The sequence below is a fragment of the Kitasatospora mediocidica KCTC 9733 genome (assembly GCF_000744225.1).
GTDB classification, from domain to species: Bacteria; Actinomycetota; Actinomycetes; order Streptomycetales; family Streptomycetaceae; genus Kitasatospora; species Kitasatospora mediocidica.
Genome location: NZ_JQLN01000005.1, coordinates 422,727 through 442,467, shown reverse-complemented (window position 1 = coordinate 442,467; position 19,741 = coordinate 422,727). Strand labels below are relative to the sequence as shown.

The following is a 19,741-nucleotide window of genomic DNA, read 5'->3' as shown; positions in this document are numbered from 1 at the left end:
CCCGCGGTACGACCGGCTGCTGAGGGCGGGCGCGAGAGCGCGCTCGCCCTCAGCAGCCTGCGGTCACGGCTTTGAGCGCGTCGAGCGACTCCCGGGAGAAGTGCGCGATGTCCCGGAGCTCGCCCCGGTCGGGCTGGTTGATCCAGCGCTCGAAGGTGACCTTGAAGACGGCGATTCCCGCCTCGGCGGCCAGACTCGCGGCCGGTTCCGCGACCCCGCGCTGCCGCAGTGCCTCGGCGAGTGCCGCGGCGAGTGAGGCGAGCTTCATCAGCTCGCGTTCCTGGAGCTCGGGGTTGGCGGTGATGACGGCCTGGCGCTGCCGGGCCCGCTCGTGGTGGCCGTCGAACATGCCGGCGGCCGCGTCGAGGGCCGCCGCGACCGCGTCGATCGGCGGCGCGTCGGCGGGGGCGGCCACGACGGCCGCCGTGAGGGTGTCGTGCAGCTCGCCCACGCCCGCGAACAGCACCTCGCGCTTGTGCGCGAAGTGCCGGAAGAACGTCCGCTCGGTGAGCCCGGCCCGCTTGGCGATCTCCGCGACGGTGGTCTCCTCGTACCCCCGTTCGACGTAGAGCTCCAGTGCCGCCTCTGCCAGGCGGCCGCGCGCGTTCGGCTCCCATCTACCCATGGCTCGAATTCTATGTGATGACAGTGGGTGTCATCAGGCGTAGGGTGATGACAGGAACTGACATCACTCGTCCTGGAGGTTTGCCATGCGTGTTTTCGTTACCGGTGCGTCCGGCTGGATCGGCTCGGCCGTCGTCCCCGAGCTCATCGACGCCGGTCATCAGGTCGTCGGGCTCGCGCGATCGGACGCGGCCGCCGAGGCGCTCACCGCGGCCGGCGCCGAGGTGGTGCGCGGCAGCCTGGACGACCTCGACGTGCTGCGCGCCGCGGCGGCCGCGTCGGACGGCGTGATCCACCTCGCCTTCAAGCACGACCTGGCCTTCGGCGGGGACTTCCCGGCCGCCGCAGCCGCGGACCGCCGTGCCATCGAGACGTTCGGCGAGGCGCTCGCGGACTCCGACCGGCCGTTCGTCATCGCCTCCGGGGTGTTCGGACTCCCGCAGGGGCGGGCGGCGACCGAAACGGACGGATACGCATTCGACCCGGACGCGCCGCAGTTGATGCACGGCGTGGAGGCGCGGATGGCCAACGGCCAGGCGACGCTTGCTCTCGCCTCGCGCGGCGTCCGCTCGTCCGTGGTCCGGCTCAGCCCGACCGTGTACGGCGACGGCGACCAGGCCTTCATCCCCATGATGATCGGCATCGCCCGCGAGAAGGGCGTCTCCGGCTACCTCGGCGACGGTTCCAACCGCTGGCCCGCCGTCCACCAGGCCGACGCCGCACGGCTGTTCCGGCTGGCCCTGGAGAAGGCCCCGGCCGGCTCGACGCTCCACGGGGTCGCGGACGAGGGTGTGCCGATCCGCGCCGTCGCGGAGGTGATCGGGCGTCACCTCGGGCTTCCGGTGGCCGAGATCCCCGCCGAGGACGCGGACGCCCACTTCGGCTGGATGGCGGGGATCATCGGCGCCGACTGCCCGGTGTCGAGTGAGCTGACCCGTGGGCTGGTGGGCTGGGAGCCGACCCGCCCCGGCCTGCTCGCCGACCTCGAACTCGGGCACTACTTCCGTACCCCGCGCGGCTGATGAGGGCGCGGGCGGTCAGGCCCGGCAGCGGTCAACGGGTCGGCTGCGTGGCGCTCTCCGCCGTGAGCAGCAGGCCGAGGTCGGACTGCGGGAGGCTGCTGACCGGATGACCGGCGCCCACGCCCGCGCCGCGTCCGGCGAGGCGCGGCCGGACGTGGCCGGGCCGGGCGGCCCGCAGTCCGCACAGGACCTCGGGCACCATCAGGCAGCCCAGGGCCGTCAGCGGCACCGCCCAGCCACCGGTGGCGGCCCGCAGGACCCCGAAGGCCAGCGGCCCGGTCCCGGCGAGCAGGTAGCCACTGGTCTGCGCCATGCCGGACAGGCGGGCGGTGACCTCCGGCGTGGGGGAGCGCAGGCTGAGCAGGGTCATGGCGAGGGGGAAGGCGCTGCCGGTGGCGACGCCGAGCACGGCGGTCCAGACCCAGGCGTAGCCGGGCAGCAGCAGGATTCCCCCCAGGCCGACGACCTTGACCGCGACGATCACCACGACGAGCGGCCGCTGGTCGTCCAGCCGCGCGGCGAGGTACGGGGTGAGGAACCCGAAGGGGATGCCGGTGGCGAGCATCAGCGAGACCATCGCCCCGGCCTCGGCGGCCGTGTAGCCGCGCTGGGTCATGATCTGCGGCAGCCAGGCCACCAGGACGTAGAACATCAGCGACACCACGCCCAGGAACGCCGACACCGCCCACGCGAGGCCCGAGCCCCGCAGCGTCCCCTCCCGCGCCTGCGGGAGGGCCCGACGTGGGCCGGTGGGACGCGAACGCGCCGCCAGCGGACTCCAGGCCACGGCTGCCGCGAGGGCGGGCAGCGCCCACACGGCCACCGCGGTACGCCACCCGGCCAGGTCGTCCAGCGGAACGGCGGCCGCGGCAGCGGCCGCCCCGCTGCACGCCATCAGCGTCATGGTGATGCCGGTCAGGGTGCCGACCCGGTCGGGAAAGTGGTGCTTGATCACCGCGGGCATCAGCGCGCCGCCGATCGCGATGCCGGACCCGGCCGTGACGGTGCCGGCGAAGAGCCCCAGCACCCCCGAACCGGGTGCGACGCGCAGCACCGTGCCCACGGCGGTGAGCACTAAGGCGAAGGTCACGGTGGCCTCCGCGCCGAAGCGGCGGGCGAGCGCGGGGGCGGTGGCGGCGAAGGTCCCCAGGCACAGCACGGGCAGGGTGGCCAGGGTGCTGGTTTCCAGGCCGCTGAGGTGCAGCACGGCCTGCAACTGCGTGAGCAGGGGCGACATCCCGGTGATGGCGGCGCGGAGGTTGGCGGCGAGAAGCGCCAGGCCGATCAGGTACCAGACGGACGTGCCGGGGTGGCGCAGGCCGAGTCTTCGATTCATTGTTCGTTTCCCCCCAGGACAGGTGGTGTGGAAAAGGCGACGGCTTCCCGCCGGACGGGCGGTGGGGGCCGCTGACCGGGAGGAAGCCGTGGTGGTGCGGGTGCTGCGCCCTCGGGTGAGGCGAGGGCGCAGGCGTTGTGCGTGGGGGGCGTGGCTGGATCAGGCGCGCAGCGTGGAGGCCCGGTTGTGGAACGGGCAGGCGATCTGCGTCAGCTGGCCCTTGGTGAGGGCGGCGGCCGGGGCGGCGGTGCTGCCTGCGGCGGTGCCGGTGCCGAGGAGCTGGAGGATCTCCGTGGACAGCAGGTCGGGCTGGCCCTTGAGGGCGTCGGCGGTGGGCTGGTCCGAGGCGAAGACCATCTCGGCGGCGATGTTGTCCTGCACGATCCGGGCGAGGTTGTCGAGGGCGACGAAGACCGGGTCGGTGGGCGTCTGCGCGGTCATCAGGTCGATGAGGTGCGTCGGCTGCTGGCGCTGGTCCATGAAGTTCTTCAGGATGACGCTGTTCTGGTTCTGCACATAGGTGGTCCAGATGGACAGCACCACCACGTAGAGCCCCGACCACGCGGGCCCGAGCTGCTTGCGCCAACGGGTCATCAGGGCGCTGACGCCGTCGATCTGCACCCGCGACGACCAGTACATGTTGGTCCGGATGCTCGGGTAGACGTCGGTGGTGAAGGCCTCGAACGACTGCATGTCGAACTCGCGGTTGCGAATCGTGGTGGCGATGAAGTCGTGCGCCCGGTCGAGGATGTAGGCGCAGGAGTCGTGCAGGCTGCCGTTCGAGTTGCTCGGCAGGTTCGCGCTCTCCAGCGTCTGGCGGGCGGTGTCCAGGGTGTTGGAGAAGGTCTGGAGCGCGGTGGTCCAGTTGGTGTTCGCCGGCCCGTTGAACGCGACCGTCCGGAGGTCGTGCGGGTCGATGTACTTGGCCTGGGCGGGCAGGATGTGGTTCGGGTCCAGCGACGGCGCGCAGATGGAGAAGATCCCCAGCGGCGTGTGGGCTATCGACTTGGCCAGCGCGAACACCGGGTCGACGGGCTGGATCTGCTCGATCACCTTGCCCTTGCTGATCAGGTAGTAGGTTCCGCCCACGAGGTCGTTGTTGACGACGATGACCGGGTCCAGCTGGTTGATCACATTGGCGCGGAGGGCGTCGTAGTTGTTACGCATTCCGGTGTCCACGGCGAGGATGTTGTCCCGAGCCTGCTGCTGGGTGACGTTGCCGGTGGTTCCGTCGGCTGAGGCGTTGCTGGTGCTGAGGCCGGTGAATGCGGCGGTGGCGCCGATGGCGGCGGCTCCGCTCAGGACGGTTCTGCGGGTGGGCACGTTCTCTGTTTCCCCTCGGTGAAGGGACACGCACCGAGTGTGACCGTGTCCCTGCGGTTTGGTGCGGGTGCGGTGCAATGTGGGGCGGTGCGGTGCGGCAGCGGTCCGGGGCAGCACCCACCGCCGTGCGGCGGCAGGTGTGCCCCGGGGTGTGCGGGTCGCGTCAGGAGAGCTGCGAACCCTTGGCCACGACGACGCCGTACAGGTCGTCGATGGTGGCGAGTGCGCCCTGGTGCAGCTCCTCGGCGGTGACCTCGCCGGCGGCGGTCTGCAGCGGGCGGGTGGCGGAGGCGTCGGCCACGACGGTGGCGTGGTTGCCGCGCAGGAAGGCGCCCTGCGCGGTGAACGCGACGCACATGTGGGTCATGAACCCGGCGATGATCAGCTTGCTCTTGCCCGCGGCGTCCACCAGCTCGCCGAGGTTGGTGTCGAGGAAGGCGTTCGGCTTGCCCTTGACGACCACGGCCTCGTCGCCGACGGCGGCGACCTTCGGGTGGATCTGGCCGATCTCCGCGCGGATGTCGTACGGGGTGCCCTCGCCGCCGTCGTTGATGACGTGGACGACCTTCGCGCCGGCGGCACGGGCGCGGCCCAGCAGCTCGGCGGCGGCGTCCAGGGCCTCCTGCCAGCCGTCGAGCTCCATCACGCCCTGGGTGTAGGTGTTCTGGTAGTCGATCAGGATCAGTACGGCGTCCGCCAGTTGCGCCGGGGTCTGGTCGAAGCTGTTGAGTTCACGCAGCGTGGTCGTCGGCACGAGGGCACCTTTTCAATTCGTGGGTTCGGTGTGGTGTGCTCCACGCTACGATCAACAAATTGTTGACAGCAATGCCGTTCGACTTGCAGAAACCGACATCGCGGCTGCGGTCGACCTGGGGGGCAACTCATGCAACACAATGGAAAGTTGATCGCCATCATGATGTTCACCGGCGTTGACCTGCTGGACGTCACCGGGCCGCCGGAAGTCTTCTCCCTCCTGCGCAGGGAGGAGCCCCGGGCCGCCGACCAGCAGGTCGTGCTCGCCGCGCGGACGCTGGAGCCGGTCACCACGGCGGCCGGCGTGCGAGTTGTGCCGGATGTGACGTTTGATCAGCTGGCGAATGGCTGGATCGACACCCTGATCGTGCCGGGTTCCGTCACCACGGACTCCTCCGGCCACGTCCAGGCGGTCACCGACAGTGAGGTGGTGGCGTGGACGCGGGTCCTGGCGGCGTGCTCCGCACGCGTCGCATCCGTCTGCGTCGGCGCGCACCTGCTCGCCGCGGCCGGACTCCTGGACGGGAAGCGCGCCACCACCCACTGGTCCACCGCGGGCCAGCTCGCCGCCGAGTTCCCCGCCGTGGAGGTGGACCCCGACCCGATCTTCATCCGGCAGGGCGACGTGTGGACGGGCGCGGGCATCACCGCCTGCCTCGACCTGTCGCTGGCGCTGGTCTCGGAGGACTACGGCGAAGCCGTCGCCCTCCGGGTGGCACGGCAGTTGGTGATGTACCTCAAGCGGACCAGCGGACAGAGCCAGTTCAGCGTCTCGCTGGAACCCGTCTCGGCCACCCGCCGGATGGAGGGGCTGCGCCACCACATCGTGGCGAACATCGCCGCCCCGCTCACTGTCGCGGACCTCGCCCAGCACGCCAACGTCAGCGAACGGCAGCTGACCCGGATCTTCAAGACCGAACTGGGCACCACCCCCGCCGCCTACGTGGAGGCCGCCCGGGTGGAAGCCGCCCGGCAACGCCTGGAGAGCGGCGACGAGACCCTGGAACGGGTGGCGACCACCTGCGGTTTCAACACCGTCGACACCCTGATCCGGGCCTTCCGCCGCCAACTCGACATCACTCCCACGGAATACCGCAGGCGCCTCCAGCAGTGACGCGCCGAGGGCCCGGCGGTTGAGCCGCCGGGCCCTGCGTCAGGGGGCGCCGAATTCTCCCGCTTTGACGGCTGAGACGAAGGCCGTGAAGGCGGTGGCGGGGAAGGCGAGGGTCGGGCCGTCGGGGTCCTTGCTGTCGCGGACCGGGACGATGCCGGTGGCCTGGGTGACCTGGGGCGCCCATTCGATGCAGTTGCCGCCGTTGGTGTTGCTGTAGCTGGACTTGATCCAGTCAGGCGTGGTGCGCATGGGGAGGGCCTCCGTCTGGTCAGAGGGTGCCGAATTCTCCCGCCTTGACGGCTGAGACGAAGGCGGCGAAGGAGGTGGCGGGGAAGGCGAGGGTGGGTCCGCTGGGGTCCTTGCTGTCGCGGACAGGGACGATGCCGGTGAGCGGGGTGTCCGCCGGCGCCCACTCGATGCAGTTGCCGCCACCACCGTTGCTGTAGCTGGACTTGATCCACGCCACACGGGGCAGACTGGCGTTTGTGCTCATTTGGGCAGAGCCTCCATGACGTCGTGAATCAGGTCCGCCGATCTGCTCGGCGTCAGGGCGTAGGCCCTGAGCCGATCGTATTCCCGCCGACGCTTGCTGGCCCGCTCGGGTTCCTCGAAGAGGGTGCCCGAATCGATGCCCTCCTCATAGGCGATGCAGGATCGGTCGGCCAGGGTCGTCAGGGTCAGTGCGCCACCCATCAAGGCATGTCCACCGTGCTCGAACGGCAGGATCTGGAGGAGCGTGGTCGGCGTGTCCACGAGTGCTGCCAGCGAGGCGAGTTGGGCTCGCATGACGATCGGGCCGCCGACGGGCCGCCGGATCACCGCCTCGTCGAGGATCATCGAGAGGTAGGGCGGCGGGTCGGCGCGCAGCAGGGCCTGCCGCATCAGGCGCGCGGTCACCATCTCCTCGATTTGGGCCGGGGACGCTTCCGGATTGCTCACCCGGAACAGCGCGCGGGCGTAGTCCTCGGTCTGCACCAGCCCCGGCACCAACTGCCCCGCATACTCGTCGATCACCCGGGCTCTCGCCTCCAACTCCATCCGGCGGCGGTACTGGTCCGGGTGGATCTCGTGCTTCGCCAGCTCGTAGAGGGTGCTGAAGATCCCGTCCGTCCCGAACATCGCGTCCAGGCAGGCCGGCAGGTCGGGCGGGGGGATGGTCTCCGCGACCTCGATGCGCGCGATGTGGCTCCGGCTGTACTTCACGATGCCGGCCAGCTGCTCCAGCGTCATGTCCTCCCGCTCGCGGAAGAGCCGCACCTTGGCGCCGAACATGTGGCGCGCGGAGCGGTCGGGGGTCAACTTGCCTGCGGGCCTTGCCATATCGGACTCCCAATTTTCTCGGGACGTGGCTGGAGAGGCGAACTGCTTCCGATCGTAACTCCGGAGCGCGACTCTTGACGCACAGTCAGTGAGGATCGTCGGGATCCCCGAGGGACGGAGTGCAGATGACTTCCATGCTCGAACGGCAGATGCGCGAGAAGCGTCGAGCCGCCCAGGACGCGCTCGATCGCTTGATTGCCCTGCTCGGGGAGGCGGGGATCGTGTTTCCCTCAGCCACCGTGAACTGGCGGGCGCCGGTGACGGGCATCGTGCTGATCGAGCTCGGGGCTGCCCGGGTGGATGCGATCGAAATGCTGATCGAGACTCTCCGTAAGGGACTTGGGTATGCCGACCAATGAGGAAGATGCTCCGGGCGCTGTTTCCCCGCAGTGGAGCCTGTCCGCTGGGATGGCCGGACTGTCCGCTGTGCGAGGGGAGTTGGACAGGTGAGCGGCTCCCGGCGCAGCGCGATGACCATCCGGACCTACCGGATCACCGGTGGTGGTGGCCGGATCGAGCTGTCGCGGCACGAGGTCTCGCCCTTTCCGGGGGCGGGCATCGAGCTGTCGGGCATCTGGCCGCGTTGCCGGTGCCGGAGGTGTGAGCCGCCGGACGCGGTCCGTCCTGATGCTGAGACAGTGTTGTGAGACGCCCCGTCAGCGAGGGAGCATGGCGGCATGACATCGCACACGTGGCTGAGCCGTCGACTTCACGTCGACCTGGCGTACGCGTGTTCCGCGATCTGTCGTCTCCGCGCGTTCTGAGCGCGGTGGCCCCGCCCGGTGGCTCTCGCCGGGGCTGAGCTCGTCCTGTCGGGCGGGAGTGCACCGCTGCATGCCCTCACGCCCGCACGCCCTCATCCCGACAGGACCCCTCCATGCGCTTCGCGCTGCCCTCCCGCGCTGCCGCCGTGTCCGCAGCGGCCTTGCTTGCCCTCTCACTCGCCTCCCCCGCCCACGCGGAGGCGCTGCCGCCGGCCAACCCGTACGCGGGCCCGGCCGGTACGGCGACCATGCACGGGGACACCGAGTCCTCGGACGCCACCGCGCTGCCCGGTCCGGGCGCCGGGCCGCTGACCTCAAACCGGGCTGCCCTGGCCTCGGCCTGCCCGACGGTGCTGGACGGCTCTGACGGCTATCCGGTCGCGCTCTGCACCACGATCTTCGGGCTCACCCCGACCGTCCACCTGCTGGACCCCGCGACCGGTGACTCGATCGCCGAACTGGCGATCGCCAAGGGCTCGTTGCTCGGCGGCGTCTACGCCTACCTGGACAACCGGGACCGCCTGGTGGTGGTGGACGGCAACGACAACCTGCTGCGGATCGGGCATCGGCGCTCGGCCGACGGCTCCTGGCAGCTGTCCGTCGACAGCTCGTTCCCGCTGGCCGGCGCGATCCCGGCGGGCGACTCGGTGGTCGGGATCTCCCCGGACTGGCAGGGCCGGGTCTGGTTCGCCACCGCCGGCGGCCTGGTCGGTACCGCCGACGACCGCACCCCCGGCGGCGCCGTCCGTACGCTCGCACTGCCGGCCGGCGAGCAGGTCGCCAACAGCATCTCCACCGCCCCCGCCGGCACCCTGGTCGCCACCACCGCCGCGACCTACCTGCTGACCGCCGCCGCGGACGGCACCCCGCGGATCGCCTGGCGCCAGGCGTACGACCGCGGCCCGGGCCGCAAGCCCGGCCAGCTCAGCTGGGGCACCGGCTCGACCCCGACGTTCTTCGGCCCGGGCACCGGCACCGAGTACGCCACCGTCGTCGACAACGCCGCGCCGACCGAGCACCTGCTGGTCTACCGGGCCGACACCGGCGCGCAGGTCTGCTCGGTGCCGGTGCTGCTGGCAGGTGGCAGTGGTAGTGAGAACTCGCCGATCGGGCAGGGGAATTCGGTCTTTGTGGCGAGTACCTACGGCTACCCGTACCCCAAGCTGCCGGCCGGTGCGGGCCCGAGCACACCCTCCTCGTCCGCCTTCCGGGGCGGGCTCAGCCGGGTGGACGTCCGTCCGGACGGGTCGGGCTGCGACCTCAAGTGGGACACCACCGTCCGCTCGGCGGCCGTCCCGCGGCTGTCGCTCGGCGATCACCTGATCCACACCGTGATCCGCAACCCGGTGATCCCCGGCACCGACTGGACCTCGCTCCTCGACCCGTATTCCTACGCCGAGATCGACCCGGACACCGGCACGGTGGTGCGCACCAAGTTCCTCGGCGCCGGGTTCCTCTACGACACCCTCCAGATGGTCGGCACCATCGCCCCGGGCGGGGTCGTCTACCAGGGCACGACCACGGGGGTGCTGCGGATCAGCAACGGCTGACGCGGGCCGGTGGGGGAGCGCGGCTTGCCGGGGAGTCGGGCCGCGGCGCCCCGGCGAACCGTGCGACACTGCGCGAATGCCGTCGCTTACACAGATCGCGCTGGCCAAGGTGCCGACGCGACTGCGCCCGATCGTGGTGCAGCATCGCAGCCTGGTGAAGTTCCTGCTGGTCGGTGGCACGTGCTTCGTGCTGACCGTGGCGATCAACTACGCGCTCAGATTCACCGTCTGCGAGTCCAAGCCGGTGGTCGCGCTGACGATCGCGACCGTGATCGCCACGGTGCTGTCCTACCTGCTCAACCGGCAGTGGTCGTTCCGCTCGGAGGGGAGCCACAAGGAGGCGATCCCGTTCGTCGTGGTGAGCGCCGTCGCGATCGCGGTCAACGACCTTCCGCTGCTGGCCAGTCGCTACCTCTTCGACCTGCGGCAGCCGGATGTCAGCCACTTCTCGCAGGAGGTCGCCGACTTCGTCAGCGGCATGATCCTGGGCACCCTGCTCGCGATGGGCTTCCGCTACTGGGCGATGAAGAAGTGGGTCTTCACCCAGCCGGGAACCGGCCCGGAGGCGGAGGAGTCAGCCACCGAGCCGGCCACGCCGGTCGGCTGAGGCCAACCGGCTGGTTCGCGCCGCAGGACGGCCGGCCGGGTGAACTACTCGGCGCCGAGCTGTGAGCCCTCGGGTGAGGGCGTGCGGCCCAGGAAGCGCACGGCGCCCGCCATCGCCAGGACCAGCAGGACAGCGCCGACGAGGTAGGAGACGAGGAGGCCGACCTCGCCCTGCCAGTACCCGCTGACACCTCCGTTCCAGTAGAAGACCGGGTTGAAGAGCACGATGTCGGTCAGGCCCAGCGGGAGGAGGATCAGTCCGGCCGCGGCAGGCAGCAGCCGGCCCCGGCGGAGGAAGGCGAGCGCGAGCAGGCCCAGCAGCAGGTAGGCCGCGCCCACCCCCTGGTCGGTCTGTTGCGTGTCACCGAAGATCCGCCCGTAGAGGTGCAGGGGACCGTCGACCGCGATGCTCGCAGCCAGCAGCACGACGGGCAGGACGGCGGCCCGCGGTCGGCGGCCGACCGTACTGTCGAGCAGGTCGCCGGGTGCGGCGAAGACCATCACGGCCCACAGCACGCCCGAGCCGGCCGACGCGACCAGGGATACGTAGTCCGGCGGCATGCCCGGCGCCCATGTCGTCTGCAGGTGGTAGCTGACGAGCCACGGGGCGATGACGGCCACTCCGGCCAGGGCACCCAGGATCCGGGCGGTGGTCCACCTGCGGAGCAACGCGGCCCCCACGACCAGCAGCCAGAGCACGCCCGGGACGGCGTTGGCGATCACCTGGGCGTGGCTGTCGATGGGCGAGTCGATCGTGGCTCCGGCCGTCTGCCAGCTGTCCGAGAGGTGTTGCAGGACGGGCAGTTGCTGGCCGAGTGCCATGGCGGCGGCCAGGGGTGCGGTGGTGGCGAGCAGGCGTCCGGCGGTGCCGCTCGCGGTGAGGCCGGTGCGGACCCGCAGGCCGTACGCGGCGACGCCGGCGGTCTCGCGGGCGGTGGCCAGCCGGCCTGCGCCGGTGGTGGCGTCCGCGTGGACGGCGGTGATCTCCTCGCCGCACTCGGCGCGGTAGGCGGCGGGGTAGAGCCGCAGAGCCAGCCGCAGTCCCCGCGACGTGGTGCTGGTGGTGTCAGTGTTCATGCGAGGGCCCCCCTGGCCGTCGGACGGGTGGTGCGCAGACGACGGTCGGCCTCGGCCACCACCGCGCGCAGCCGGTCGGCCTCGGCGGCCAGGGTGGCCCGCCCGGCGTCGGCGAGTGCGTACGTCCGGCGGGCGCGGCCGTCGATCACCTCGTCCCGCTCGACCCGGATCAGCCCCTGCTGGAGCAGCCGGTCCAGCGCGCTGTAGAGCGTGCCGGTGCGCATCTTGACCCGGCCGTCCGAGATCACGGCGATCTCCTGGATCAGGGCGTAGCCGTGCCTGGGGGCATCGGCCAGTGCGGTGAGCAGAAGCAACGTGGGCTCCTGCATGGAGCGTTCTGTCATGGGGATATATATATCGCTCATCGGCATATGTCGTCCAGAGCTGCCGCCGCACGCCGGAGGGCGAGCGGCGGCAGCTCGTCGGGGACTACGCCGCTTCGTCGGCCTGCGGGTCGGCGGCCATCATCCGGCCGCCGCGCGGGCGGACGCTGACCGCCGCCAGCGTCACCGCCAGCCCCAGCAGCGCCCAGACCACCAGCACCAGCAGCGGCCCGGTGAGGTTGGTGCCGTCGAAGTACGCGATCGAGCGGGCGGCGCTCGTCCCCGCGCCGTTCGGCAGCCACGGGCCGATCGCCCGCCAGAACGGCGGCAGGATCGGCGGCGGGTAGACGCCGCCCGCGCTGGGGTTGCCGAGCACCACGAAGATCAGCACGGCGAGCCCGATGCCGATCACGTCGAAGAGGCACTCCAGGGCCATCGTGAAGGCACCGACGGCGAAGACCACCAGCGCTCCCACGCCCCAGAGCCCCAGGATGCTGCCGGGCAGGGCGTTCAGGATCGGGCCGGTGATCAGCGTGCCGCCCAGGCCCGCCGCGATCGAGTAGAGCGCCAGCACGCCGGTGCGGATCACCGCGCGGTTGCGGTTGGCGGGGCGCGACCCGGCGCTGATGCCGAGGATCGAGGCGACCAGGTAGCCGCCGACGCACCAGCCGACCACCAGGTAGAAGGCGGAGAGCCCCTTGGCGTCGCCGTCCGCCAGCGGCACCACGTCCTGCACCTGGACGGTGCGGTTCTGCTGCTGCTCGGCCGCCGTCACGATCGTCTCGGCCGCGGTCGCGGCGGCCGGGCCACGCGCGTTGGCGACCAGCAGGGTGTCCTGGGTGCCGGACGGGTTGAACAGCAGTGCGGCGTAGAGCTTCTGATCCTTGATCCGGGCCTCGGCGGTCGCCTGGTCGGGCACGGCGGTGGCCCGTACCGCCTCGTTCGGCACGCCGTTCAGCCCGGCCACCAGTTTGTCGCTGACCTGGGCCGGGGCGACCACGCCGATCGAGAGCCGGTGCGGCTGCGGGTGGTGCAGGGCGCCCACGTAGCTGGCGATGAAGCCCAGTTGGAGCAGCAGGACCGCGACCACCAGCAGGGCGGCGCGGCCGGAGATGGCGTCCTTGAGCTCGGCGGCGAATCCCTTGTCCGGCATCGGCGTCTCCTTCGAGCGTGGGGAAAAAGGTGTGAAGTGGATAATTCGTATCATGAACGACTTTCGCGTCCTTCTACCCTCGCCGCGCCCGTCCCATGCCCCGGCGTCCCATGCCCCGGAGTCCGGGCGCCTGCGGGCGGGCCGCTGTTGGATACTGATCGCGCGTCGGCGAGCAGCGCCGGGCTGGCGAGTGGCGGTTTGACGTGAACGAGGACCTGGGCGGCGATCCGGCGGCCGAGGCCGTCTTCCGGGCGGTGGAGCGCGAAGTGGCGCTGATGTTCCGGCGCGGCCGGGCCCGGGCGGCCGAGATGTCCCGGATGGTGCACCCGCGGCTGGAGGGGGTGGCCTACAGCGTGCTCGGCCACATCTACGAGGCCGGGCAGGTCCGGATGACGGACGTGGGCGCGCACTTCGGGGTCGGCAAGGCCACCGTCAGCCGGCAGATCAAGACGCTGGAGGAGCTCGGCCTGGTGGCCCGCGAGTCGGACCCGTTGGACGGACGGGTGTCGCTGGTCTCGCTCACCGAGGACGGCGCCCGGCGTTACCGGCGGGCGCACGACGCCCGGTTGAAGGCCTTCCGGGAGATGCTCGGGGGCTGGGACCCGTCCGATCTGGCCCAGTTCGCCGTCCTGCTGGCCCGGTTCAACGAGCAGGTGGCCGAGATCGCGGAGAAGACGATCCTGGAGGACTGAGGGCCAGCGCGAGGCGCGGCCTCGGGATCGCCGCGCATCGAGGAAGGTTGCCTAAGTCAACTATCCGGGTTTATGGTTGCCCTAGGCAACAAAATCCGGAAGGATCTCCATGACCACCACGTCACAGGTCGGCGCCGCACCCGGGGCCGCCGACGCCGACCCGCCGATGACGCACCGGGAGATCCTCGAGGCGCTGTCCGGGCTGCTGCTGGGCCTCTTCGTGGCCGTGCTCTCCTCGACCATCGTCTCCAACGCCCTGCCGACGATCCTCACCGATCTGCACGGCGGCGAGTCCGCGTACACCTGGGTGATCACCGCCGCGCTGCTCTCGCTGACCGCCTCCACCCCGATCTGGGGCAAGCTCTCCGACCTGGTCAGCAAGAAGCTGCTGGTGCAGATCGCCCTGGTGATCTACATCGTCTCCTCGACGCTGGCCGGCCTCTCGCAGAACACCGGCCAGCTGATCGGCTGCCGCGTGCTGCAGGGCATCGGTGCCGGCGGCGTCGTCTCACTCGCCCAGATCTGCCTGGCGTCGATGGTGCCGCCGCGCGAACGCGGCCGCTACAGCGGCTACTTCGGCGCGGTCTTCGCACTCGCCACGATCGGCGGCCCGCTGATCGGCGGCGTCATCGTGGACACCGGCTGGCTGGGCTGGCGCTGGTGCTTCTACGTGGGCATCCCGTTCTCGCTGATCGCCATCGTGGTGCTGCAGCGGACCCTGCACCTGCCCGTGGTGAAGCGCAAGGCGAAGATCGACTACCTCGGCGCCCTCCTGATCGCCGCCGCCGTCAGCCTGTTGATGGTCTGGGTCACCCTGGCCGGCACCGACTACCCGTGGATCTCCTGGCAGACCGCCGCGATGGTCGGCGGCGGGCTCGCGCTCGGCGCGCTGGCCGTGCTGACCGAGAGCCGGGCCGCCGAGCCGATCATCCCGCTGCACCTCTTCCGCCACCGGACGGTGTCGCTGGCGGCCGTGGCCAGCGTCCTGGTCGGCGTCGGGATGTACGGCGCGACCACCTTCCTCGGCCAGTACTTCCAGCTGGCCCGGGAGAAGACGCCCACCATGGCGGGCATCATGACGCTGCCGATGATCATCGGACTCGCCCTCGCCTCCACCGTCGCCGGCCGCCTGATCACCAAATACGGCAAGTGGAAGCGCTTCCTGGTGGCCGGCACCTTCCTGCTGGCGGTCGGATTCGGCCTGCTGGGCACCGTCCGCGCCGACACCCCGTACTGGCAGCTCTCGCTCTACATGGCCGCCGCCGGCCTCGGCCTCGGCCTGACCATGCAGAACCTGGTGCTGGCCGTGCAGAACACCGTCCCGGTCAAGGAACTGGGCACCGCCAGCTCGCTGGTGACCTTCTTCCGCACGATGGGCGGCGCGATGGGCGTCTCCGCGCTCGGCGCGCTGCTCGGCACCAAGGTGACGCACTACCTGACGCAGAACCTGGCCGCCGCGCACATCCCCGCGGCCGGCGGCCAGGCCCTGGGCGGCGGCGCGATCCCCGACCTGCACAAGCTGCCCGCACCCCTGGTCCCGCTGGTCACGGACGCCTTCGGGCACGGCGTCGGCACGGTCTTCCTGGTCGCGGCGCCGCTCGCCGTGCTGGCCTTCCTGACCGTCCTCGCCATCCGCGAGGTCCCGCTGCGCACGACCCGGACCGCCCCCGAGCCGCAGCCGGCCGGCATGCTGCCCGAGCTCGACGCGGTCGGGGGCGCCTGACCGCTCATCGGGAGCTGTGCACCCAGCCCTCGTCGAGTGCCTCCTGGAGCGGCGGGAAGAACGAGTCCGCCATCTTCTGGTAGCCGGTGTCGGTGGGGTGGACACGGTCGGCGAAGTCGACGGAGTCGAGCTTGGCGCCCGCGGCGAACAGCAGGTGCCGACCGGCCGCCTGCTCGACGACCGCCAGTTCCCGGGACCGCTTGTTGTACTGCCGGACGCGCTCCTGCATCCCGCCCGTGGTGGTGATCAGGCCTTCCATGACGACGGTGACGTCCGGTGCGTCGGTGAAGATCCGGTCCACCAGGGTCGTCAGCCGGTCGGCGGCGTGGTCCGGGTCGGTGTCCTGCTGCTGGTTCAGGTCGTTGGTGCCGATGTAGAGCAGCACGACGTCCGGTTGCGAGGCGGCGAGCCAGCCGTCCACCCCGTGGCGGACGTCGTCGATCGTGTAGCCGCCGTGTCCCTCGTGCTGGGGGTTGCTCATGCTCCCGCTGTTCTGGTCACCCACGTACCGGACCCCGTAGGAGGTCTGTCCGGTCACCAGGTCGCGCAGGTCCGCGCGATACCCGTTCCAGCTGACGCTGCCTTGGCCGACGGTGATCGAGTCACCCAGCGGCATCACCCGGATGACCGGTGCCGCGGGCTCGGCGACGGCCGAACCGGTGAGGCTGAACGCGGCGGTGGATGCGGTGAGAGCGGCCGCGACGCCAGCGAGGAGAAGTCGATTCATGCAGTCATGGTCGGCATGGTCCGGCCCGACGTCCGGATTCGACATCCCCGCGCGGCCAGGTCCGCCTGTTCGGCAGGCAGCCGCTCGGACGCACGGTAGCCCGGGAGGGGAGCCGCCCCGAGTCGGGCCGGAGGCTTCCCCCCGGGGGGGGATCCGTGCCCCGGACGCGCGATGGCCGCCCCCACGGTACGTGGGGGCGGCCATCGTTTGTGGTGCCGGGGCTACGAGGCGATCAGGGTCAGCCCGTACGCCACGGCCGCCGCGCAGGCGGCGAAGCAGACGGTGGCGCCGGCCAGCGGGAGGGCGCCGCCTCGCGCGGGGGTGGCGGTGGTGGCGGCCTCGCGGCGGGACAGGCTCAGGACGCCGAGGGCGAAGGCGGCGACCACCGCGACGGTGATGCCGAAGCTGACGGCGGCCGTGTCGGCCAGGGCGCTCCAGTTGATGTGCATGTCGTGCTGTCTCCTCAGGCCGCGACGGTGGTGGAGGCGGTGGTGGGGGTGACGGCGGCCGGGGCCGGGGTCACGTCGAGGGCCACCGGGGTGACCTCGTTGACGTTGCCGGCGGTGACCGGCTGGCGGCGCGAGAGCCACCACATCCCGGCCGAGCCGGCCACCAGGACGGCGCCGACCAGCAGGACGCCCCAGGTGCCGCGGTCCGTGACGAACGCGGCGGCACCGGCCACCACGGCGGCGGCGGGCAGCGTCAGGCCCCAGGTGTAGACCATCCGGCGGGCCATGCTCCAGTTGACCTGGCCCTTCGGGCCGCCGAGCCCGGCGCCCATGATGCCGCCGGAGCAGACCTGGGTGGTGGAGAGGCCGTAGCCCATGTGCGTGGAGGTCAGGATGACCGCGGTGGCCGCCGTCTCCGAGGAGAAGCCCTGCGGGGCCTGGATGTCGGCCAGTCCCTTGCCCATGCTGCGGATGATCCGCCAGCCGCCCATGTAGGTGCCGAGCGCGATGGCCAGGCCCGCGCTGGCGATGACCCAGGTGGGGGGCAGCGCGTGCTTGGGCAGCGCGCCGACCGAGACCAGGGTCAGCGTGATGACGCCCATGGTCTTCTGCGCGTCGTTGGTGCCGTGGGCGAGGGAGATCAGCGAGGCGGAGAACATCTGGCCCGCCTTGAAGCCCTTGGTGGTGGTCTTCTCGTTGCCCTTGCGGCTGATCAGGTAGGCCACCTTGGTGGCGCCCCAGGCGGCCAGTCCGGCGACGATCGGGGAGGCGACGGCCGGGATCACGATCTTGGTGACGACGGTGGTGAAGTTCACGCCGTCCAGTCCGACGCCGACGACGGTGGCGCCGATCAGGCCGCCGTACAGCGCGTGCGAGGAGCTGGACGGGAGGCCGCGAAGCCAGGTCAGCAGGTTCCAGAGGATGGCACCGGCCAGCGCGGCGAAGATCACCGAGGGGTGGATGCCCGCCTTCTCGTTGACGATGCCGCCCGAGATGGTGCTGGCGACCTTCACCGAGAGGAAGGCTCCCGCGAAGTTGAGGATCGCCGCGATGGTGACCGCGACCTTGGGCCGCAGGGCGCCGGTGGCGATGGAGGTGGCCATCGCGTTGGCGGTGTCGTGGAAGCCGTTGGTGAAGTCGAAGGCGAGCGCTGTGATGATCACAACCGCCACCAGGAACGTGATGTGTTCCATAACCAAGCAATCGTCGTAGTTGTCGGACTGGCCGGGGTCTTCAGCTGTCTTCAGCGGCGACGGTAGGGATGGTGAGTGAACGGAAGGTTAACTGGCTCCGTCGCCATGGTTCTGATGATGTCCTGGCTGTGGATATCGGGCATCCAAAGGGTTGATTCGCTCCCTGTGACCTGGTCATACGCGGCAATAGGCAGGATTCCGGCCAAAAACGTGAGATCAAGGTCACTTGGCCCGGCCCAGCTGAGAATTCATCAGCCGGAGGGGACGCGGCCTGCCGGATTCGCAGGTCGGCATGGCAGGATCGACGGTGACCCGTGACCAACGGGGCAGGGGCGGGCTCGACGGCGAACGGTCGGGCGACCAAGGGGAGGCGGGGCCGATGCGAGCCGTGCGGCGCGAACAGTTGATCGGAACCCAGCCCTGGCTGCGGGCCGCGCTGAAGTGCGGGGCGATCCTCGCGATGGCCGCGCTGGCGCTGCCGATGGCCGCCCAGTCGGCGTACGCGGCCGGTGAACCCCTGTCCGCCGCCAGTGCGCCGGCCACGCCGGGCGGCGACCCGCTGGCCGCCACTGAGGCCACCCTGGGCCCGCTGCTCGACAAGATCCACCTGCTCTACCAGAACGCCGAGGCGGCCACCGAGCAGTACAACGCCACGGCCGGCCTGATCGCGACCCAGCAGGGCGCCCTGGACGCCGTCAACGGCAGGATCACCCAGCAGCAGAACGTGGTCGACGACGGCATCGACATGGCCGCCCAGCTCGCCTCCGAGCAGTACCGCAACGGCAACCTCGACGCCTACGCGCAGCTGCTGCTCACCAAGGACCCGTACCAGGCCGTCAACGACGGCGAGATGCTGGCCGCCGCGGGCCGCTCGACCGCCGCCTTCCTGGCCCAGCTCAAGACCGAGCAGGGCAACCTCGACCAGCTCAGGGCACAGGCGCAGGCCGCGCTCACCGACTCCAAGACGCTCCTCGCCCAGCAGGACCAGAACCGGGCCGACATCGCCCGCCAGCTCGCCACCGTCGAGCAGTTGGTCAGCGGGCTCACCGGCGCCCAGCAGGCCCAGCTGGAGCAGCTGGAGAAGACCCAGGCCGACCAGGCCCAGCTGGCCTTCCTCGCCTCCGGCGCACTGGGCCAGGGCGAGCGGACGCCGTCGGCGGCCGGGCGGGTGGCGGTGGCGTACGCGCTGGCGCAGATCGGCAAGCCGTATGTCTGGGGCGCCGCCGGTCCGGACTCCTTCGACTGCTCGGGCCTGACCTCGCAGGCGTGGCTGCACGCCGGGGTGCCGATCCCGCGGGTCAGCGAGGACCAGTGGGCGGACCTCCAGCACATTCCGCTGAACCAGCTGCGCCCCGGCGACCTGGTGCTCTACTACGCCGGCGCCTCGCACGTCGCGCTCTACATCGGCGGCGGTCTGGTGGTGGTCGCGCCGCACACCGGCGCCAACGTGCGGGTCTCGCCGATCGGGGCGAGCCCGATCCTCGGCGCGGTGCGGCCGGACCCGACCTCGCCGTCGGACGACCAGGGCGGCAGCTGGAAGGTCCCGGACGTCCTGCAGAACGCGCAGACGCTGACGCCGATCGCGCCTTCGCTCTCCACGGTCCCCGGCCTGCCGACCGTGCCGCCGCTGTCCGGCCTGCTGCCGGTGCTGCCGGTGGCCCCGCCGGCGCCGACCACCCCGCCGTCGGGAACGCCGTCGGGAACGCCGTCGGGTTCGCCGTCGGGTTCGCCCACGTCCAGCGGATCGCCGTCCTCCACGGCGTCCGGGTCGCCCACCGGCACCACCGCGCCCAGCGCTCCCGGCACGCCGTCCAGCAGCGGTTCGGGGACGGCGCCGAGCACCCCCGCGTCGCCGTCCTCGTCCGCCGCCGCGCCGGGGACGCCCTCGGGCGGCACCTCGCCGTCCGCCTCGGTCTCCGGCACCTCGCCCGCCGCGTCGGTCCCGCAGAGCTCAGCGCCTGGCTCGCCCGGCCGCAGCTGAGAGAGCCCGTA

The 19,741-nt window shown here is 71.2% G+C and carries 21 protein-coding genes; 8 read left to right on the top strand and 13 right to left on the bottom strand.

The features are described 5' to 3' along the window. Positions 1-49: 49 nt before the first annotated feature. Positions 50-625 (bottom strand): TetR/AcrR family transcriptional regulator, encoded by a 576-nt coding sequence (locus BS80_RS16085; RefSeq protein WP_035798069.1) that lies wholly within the window; start codon positions 623-625, stop codon positions 50-52. 85 nt (positions 626-710) lie between these two features. On the opposite strand from BS80_RS16085, the gene BS80_RS16080 reads away from it, so the two are divergent. Then, the gene (locus tag BS80_RS16080; RefSeq protein ID WP_035798067.1) at positions 711-1,646 is read left to right on the top strand and encodes an SDR family oxidoreductase; all 936 of its coding nucleotides are present in this window, start codon (positions 711-713) and stop codon (positions 1,644-1,646) included. A gap of 31 nt (positions 1,647-1,677) precedes the next feature. Here BS80_RS16080 and BS80_RS16075 read toward each other — a convergent pair whose 3' ends face one another. The 3 genes from BS80_RS16075 to BS80_RS16065 all read right to left on the bottom strand — a co-directional run bounded on the left by BS80_RS16075 (position 1,678) and on the right by BS80_RS16065 (position 5,059). Then, on the bottom strand, positions 1,678-2,982 hold the full coding sequence (locus BS80_RS16075; protein WP_063771992.1) for an MFS transporter: 1,305 nt from the start codon (positions 2,980-2,982) through the stop codon (positions 1,678-1,680). Positions 2,983-3,141: 159 nt separating this feature from the next. Continuing rightward, positions 3,142-4,305 (bottom strand): hypothetical protein, encoded by a 1,164-nt coding sequence (locus tag BS80_RS16070; RefSeq protein ID WP_063771991.1) that lies wholly within the window; start codon positions 4,303-4,305, stop codon positions 3,142-3,144. Positions 4,306-4,468: 163 nt separating this feature from the next. Continuing rightward, a complete protein-coding gene (locus BS80_RS16065) occupies positions 4,469-5,059 on the bottom strand; it encodes a cysteine hydrolase family protein (RefSeq protein WP_035798065.1) in 591 nt (196 codons plus the stop codon). 129 nt (positions 5,060-5,188) lie between these two features. On the opposite strand from BS80_RS16065, the gene BS80_RS16060 reads away from it, so the two are divergent. Beyond that, positions 5,189-6,172, top strand: coding sequence for a GlxA family transcriptional regulator (locus tag BS80_RS16060; protein ID WP_035798061.1), 984 nt, complete (start codon positions 5,189-5,191; stop codon positions 6,170-6,172). 39 nt (positions 6,173-6,211) lie between these two features. Here BS80_RS16060 and BS80_RS16055 read toward each other — a convergent pair whose 3' ends face one another. From BS80_RS16055 to BS80_RS16045, 3 genes are read right to left on the bottom strand one after another with little or no spacing between them, the layout of a single operon-like run. Next, positions 6,212-6,421: a DUF397 domain-containing protein gene (locus tag BS80_RS16055; RefSeq protein WP_035798058.1), complete on the bottom strand. Its 210-nt coding sequence runs from the start codon at positions 6,419-6,421 to the stop codon at positions 6,212-6,214. Between the two features lie 19 nt (positions 6,422-6,440). Further along, on the bottom strand, positions 6,441-6,665 hold the full coding sequence (locus BS80_RS16050; protein WP_035798055.1) for a DUF397 domain-containing protein: 225 nt from the start codon (positions 6,663-6,665) through the stop codon (positions 6,441-6,443). Beyond that, positions 6,662-7,492 (bottom strand): helix-turn-helix domain-containing protein, encoded by an 831-nt coding sequence (locus BS80_RS16045; protein ID WP_035798053.1) that lies wholly within the window; start codon positions 7,490-7,492, stop codon positions 6,662-6,664. The genes BS80_RS16050 and BS80_RS16045 overlap by 4 nt, the downstream gene beginning before the upstream one ends. 125 nt (positions 7,493-7,617) lie before the next feature. Between BS80_RS16045 and BS80_RS16040 the strand changes: the two genes are divergently transcribed. From BS80_RS16040 to BS80_RS16030, 3 genes are all read left to right on the top strand, one after another. Next, entirely contained in the window at positions 7,618-7,851 is a 234-nt protein-coding gene (locus tag BS80_RS16040; RefSeq protein WP_157536308.1) for an undecaprenyl diphosphate synthase family protein, read from the top strand. A gap of 518 nt (positions 7,852-8,369) precedes the next feature. Next, entirely contained in the window at positions 8,370-9,806 is a 1,437-nt protein-coding gene (locus tag BS80_RS16035; protein WP_035798049.1) for a hypothetical protein, read from the top strand. A 76-nt stretch (positions 9,807-9,882) separates the two neighbouring features. Next, complete coding sequence (locus tag BS80_RS16030; protein ID WP_035798047.1) at positions 9,883-10,413, top strand: GtrA family protein; 531 nt, start codon at positions 9,883-9,885, stop codon at positions 10,411-10,413. A gap of 44 nt (positions 10,414-10,457) precedes the next feature. Here BS80_RS16030 and BS80_RS16025 read toward each other — a convergent pair whose 3' ends face one another. From BS80_RS16025 to BS80_RS16015, 3 genes are all read right to left on the bottom strand, one after another. Continuing rightward, the gene (locus BS80_RS16025) at positions 10,458-11,489 is read right to left on the bottom strand and encodes a hypothetical protein (protein ID WP_035798045.1); all 1,032 of its coding nucleotides are present in this window, start codon (positions 11,487-11,489) and stop codon (positions 10,458-10,460) included. Continuing rightward, positions 11,486-11,833: a PadR family transcriptional regulator gene (locus tag BS80_RS16020; RefSeq protein WP_035798043.1), complete on the bottom strand. Its 348-nt coding sequence runs from the start codon at positions 11,831-11,833 to the stop codon at positions 11,486-11,488. Before BS80_RS16020 ends, BS80_RS16025 begins: the two co-directional genes overlap by 4 nt. A gap of 85 nt (positions 11,834-11,918) precedes the next feature. Next, positions 11,919-12,965 (bottom strand): ABC-2 transporter permease, encoded by a 1,047-nt coding sequence (locus BS80_RS16015; RefSeq protein WP_035798041.1) that lies wholly within the window; start codon positions 12,963-12,965, stop codon positions 11,919-11,921. Positions 12,966-13,168: 203 nt separating this feature from the next. Here BS80_RS16015 and BS80_RS16010 point away from each other — a divergent pair, with 203 nt between their 5' ends. Both BS80_RS16010 and BS80_RS16005 read left to right on the top strand, forming a co-directional pair. Next, positions 13,169-13,657, top strand: coding sequence for a MarR family winged helix-turn-helix transcriptional regulator (locus tag BS80_RS16010; RefSeq protein ID WP_035798040.1), 489 nt, complete (start codon positions 13,169-13,171; stop codon positions 13,655-13,657). A 109-nt stretch (positions 13,658-13,766) separates the two neighbouring features. Continuing rightward, positions 13,767-15,380 carry an MDR family MFS transporter gene (locus BS80_RS16005; protein ID WP_051966672.1) on the top strand — a complete coding sequence of 538 codons (1,614 nt, stop codon included), beginning with the start codon at positions 13,767-13,769 and terminating at the stop codon, positions 15,378-15,380. Positions 15,381-15,384: 4 nt separating this feature from the next. Here the strand turns inward: BS80_RS16005 and BS80_RS16000 are convergent, their stop codons facing one another. The 3 genes from BS80_RS16000 to BS80_RS15990 all read right to left on the bottom strand — a co-directional run bounded on the left by BS80_RS16000 (position 15,385) and on the right by BS80_RS15990 (position 17,749). Continuing rightward, positions 15,385-16,107, bottom strand: coding sequence for an SGNH/GDSL hydrolase family protein (locus tag BS80_RS16000; protein WP_198045540.1), 723 nt, complete (start codon positions 16,105-16,107; stop codon positions 15,385-15,387). Positions 16,108-16,328: 221 nt separating this feature from the next. Continuing rightward, the gene (locus BS80_RS15995; protein ID WP_035798039.1) at positions 16,329-16,556 is read right to left on the bottom strand and encodes a hypothetical protein; all 228 of its coding nucleotides are present in this window, start codon (positions 16,554-16,556) and stop codon (positions 16,329-16,331) included. A 14-nt stretch (positions 16,557-16,570) separates the two neighbouring features. Beyond that, a complete protein-coding gene (locus BS80_RS15990; protein WP_083974778.1) occupies positions 16,571-17,749 on the bottom strand; it encodes an inorganic phosphate transporter in 1,179 nt (392 codons plus the stop codon). A gap of 379 nt (positions 17,750-18,128) precedes the next feature. Here BS80_RS15990 and BS80_RS15985 point away from each other — a divergent pair, with 379 nt between their 5' ends. Then, complete coding sequence (locus BS80_RS15985) at positions 18,129-19,730, top strand: C40 family peptidase (RefSeq protein WP_051966670.1); 1,602 nt, start codon at positions 18,129-18,131, stop codon at positions 19,728-19,730. Positions 19,731-19,741: the final 11 nt, after the last annotated feature.

Bases quoted from the DNA above. Each gene is read 5' to 3' on its own strand.
- BS80_RS16085 (WP_035798069.1), bottom strand. From the start codon at position 625: ATGGGTAGATGGGAGCCGAACGCGCGCGGCCGCCTGGCAGAGGCGGCA.
- BS80_RS16080 (WP_035798067.1), top strand. From the start codon at position 711: ATGCGTGTTTTCGTTACCGGTGCGTCCGGCTGGATCGGCTCGGCCGTC.
- BS80_RS16075 (WP_063771992.1), bottom strand. From the start codon at position 2,982: ATGAATCGAAGACTCGGCCTGCGCCACCCCGGCACGTCCGTCTGGTAC.
- BS80_RS16060 (WP_035798061.1), top strand. From the start codon at position 5,189: ATGCAACACAATGGAAAGTTGATCGCCATCATGATGTTCACCGGCGTT.
- BS80_RS16055 (WP_035798058.1), bottom strand. From the start codon at position 6,421: ATGCGCACCACGCCTGACTGGATCAAGTCCAGCTACAGCAACACCAAC.
- BS80_RS16050 (WP_035798055.1), bottom strand. From the start codon at position 6,665: ATGAGCACAAACGCCAGTCTGCCCCGTGTGGCGTGGATCAAGTCCAGC.
- BS80_RS16045 (WP_035798053.1), bottom strand. From the start codon at position 7,492: ATGGCAAGGCCCGCAGGCAAGTTGACCCCCGACCGCTCCGCGCGCCAC.
- BS80_RS16040 (WP_157536308.1), top strand. From the start codon at position 7,618: ATGACTTCCATGCTCGAACGGCAGATGCGCGAGAAGCGTCGAGCCGCC.
- BS80_RS16035 (WP_035798049.1), top strand. From the start codon at position 8,370: ATGCGCTTCGCGCTGCCCTCCCGCGCTGCCGCCGTGTCCGCAGCGGCC.
- BS80_RS16030 (WP_035798047.1), top strand. From the start codon at position 9,883: ATGCCGTCGCTTACACAGATCGCGCTGGCCAAGGTGCCGACGCGACTG.
- BS80_RS16025 (WP_035798045.1), bottom strand. From the start codon at position 11,489: ATGAACACTGACACCACCAGCACCACGTCGCGGGGACTGCGGCTGGCT.
- BS80_RS16020 (WP_035798043.1), bottom strand. From the start codon at position 11,833: ATGACAGAACGCTCCATGCAGGAGCCCACGTTGCTTCTGCTCACCGCA.
- BS80_RS16015 (WP_035798041.1), bottom strand. From the start codon at position 12,965: ATGCCGGACAAGGGATTCGCCGCCGAGCTCAAGGACGCCATCTCCGGC.
- BS80_RS16005 (WP_051966672.1), top strand. From the start codon at position 13,767: ATGACCACCACGTCACAGGTCGGCGCCGCACCCGGGGCCGCCGACGCC.
- BS80_RS16000 (WP_198045540.1), bottom strand. From the start codon at position 16,107: ATGAATCGACTTCTCCTCGCTGGCGTCGCGGCCGCTCTCACCGCATCC.
- BS80_RS15995 (WP_035798039.1), bottom strand. From the start codon at position 16,556: ATGCACATCAACTGGAGCGCCCTGGCCGACACGGCCGCCGTCAGCTTC.
- BS80_RS15990 (WP_083974778.1), bottom strand. From the start codon at position 17,749: ATGGAACACATCACGTTCCTGGTGGCGGTTGTGATCATCACAGCGCTC.
- BS80_RS15985 (WP_051966670.1), top strand. From the start codon at position 18,129: ATGCGAGCCGTGCGGCGCGAACAGTTGATCGGAACCCAGCCCTGGCTG.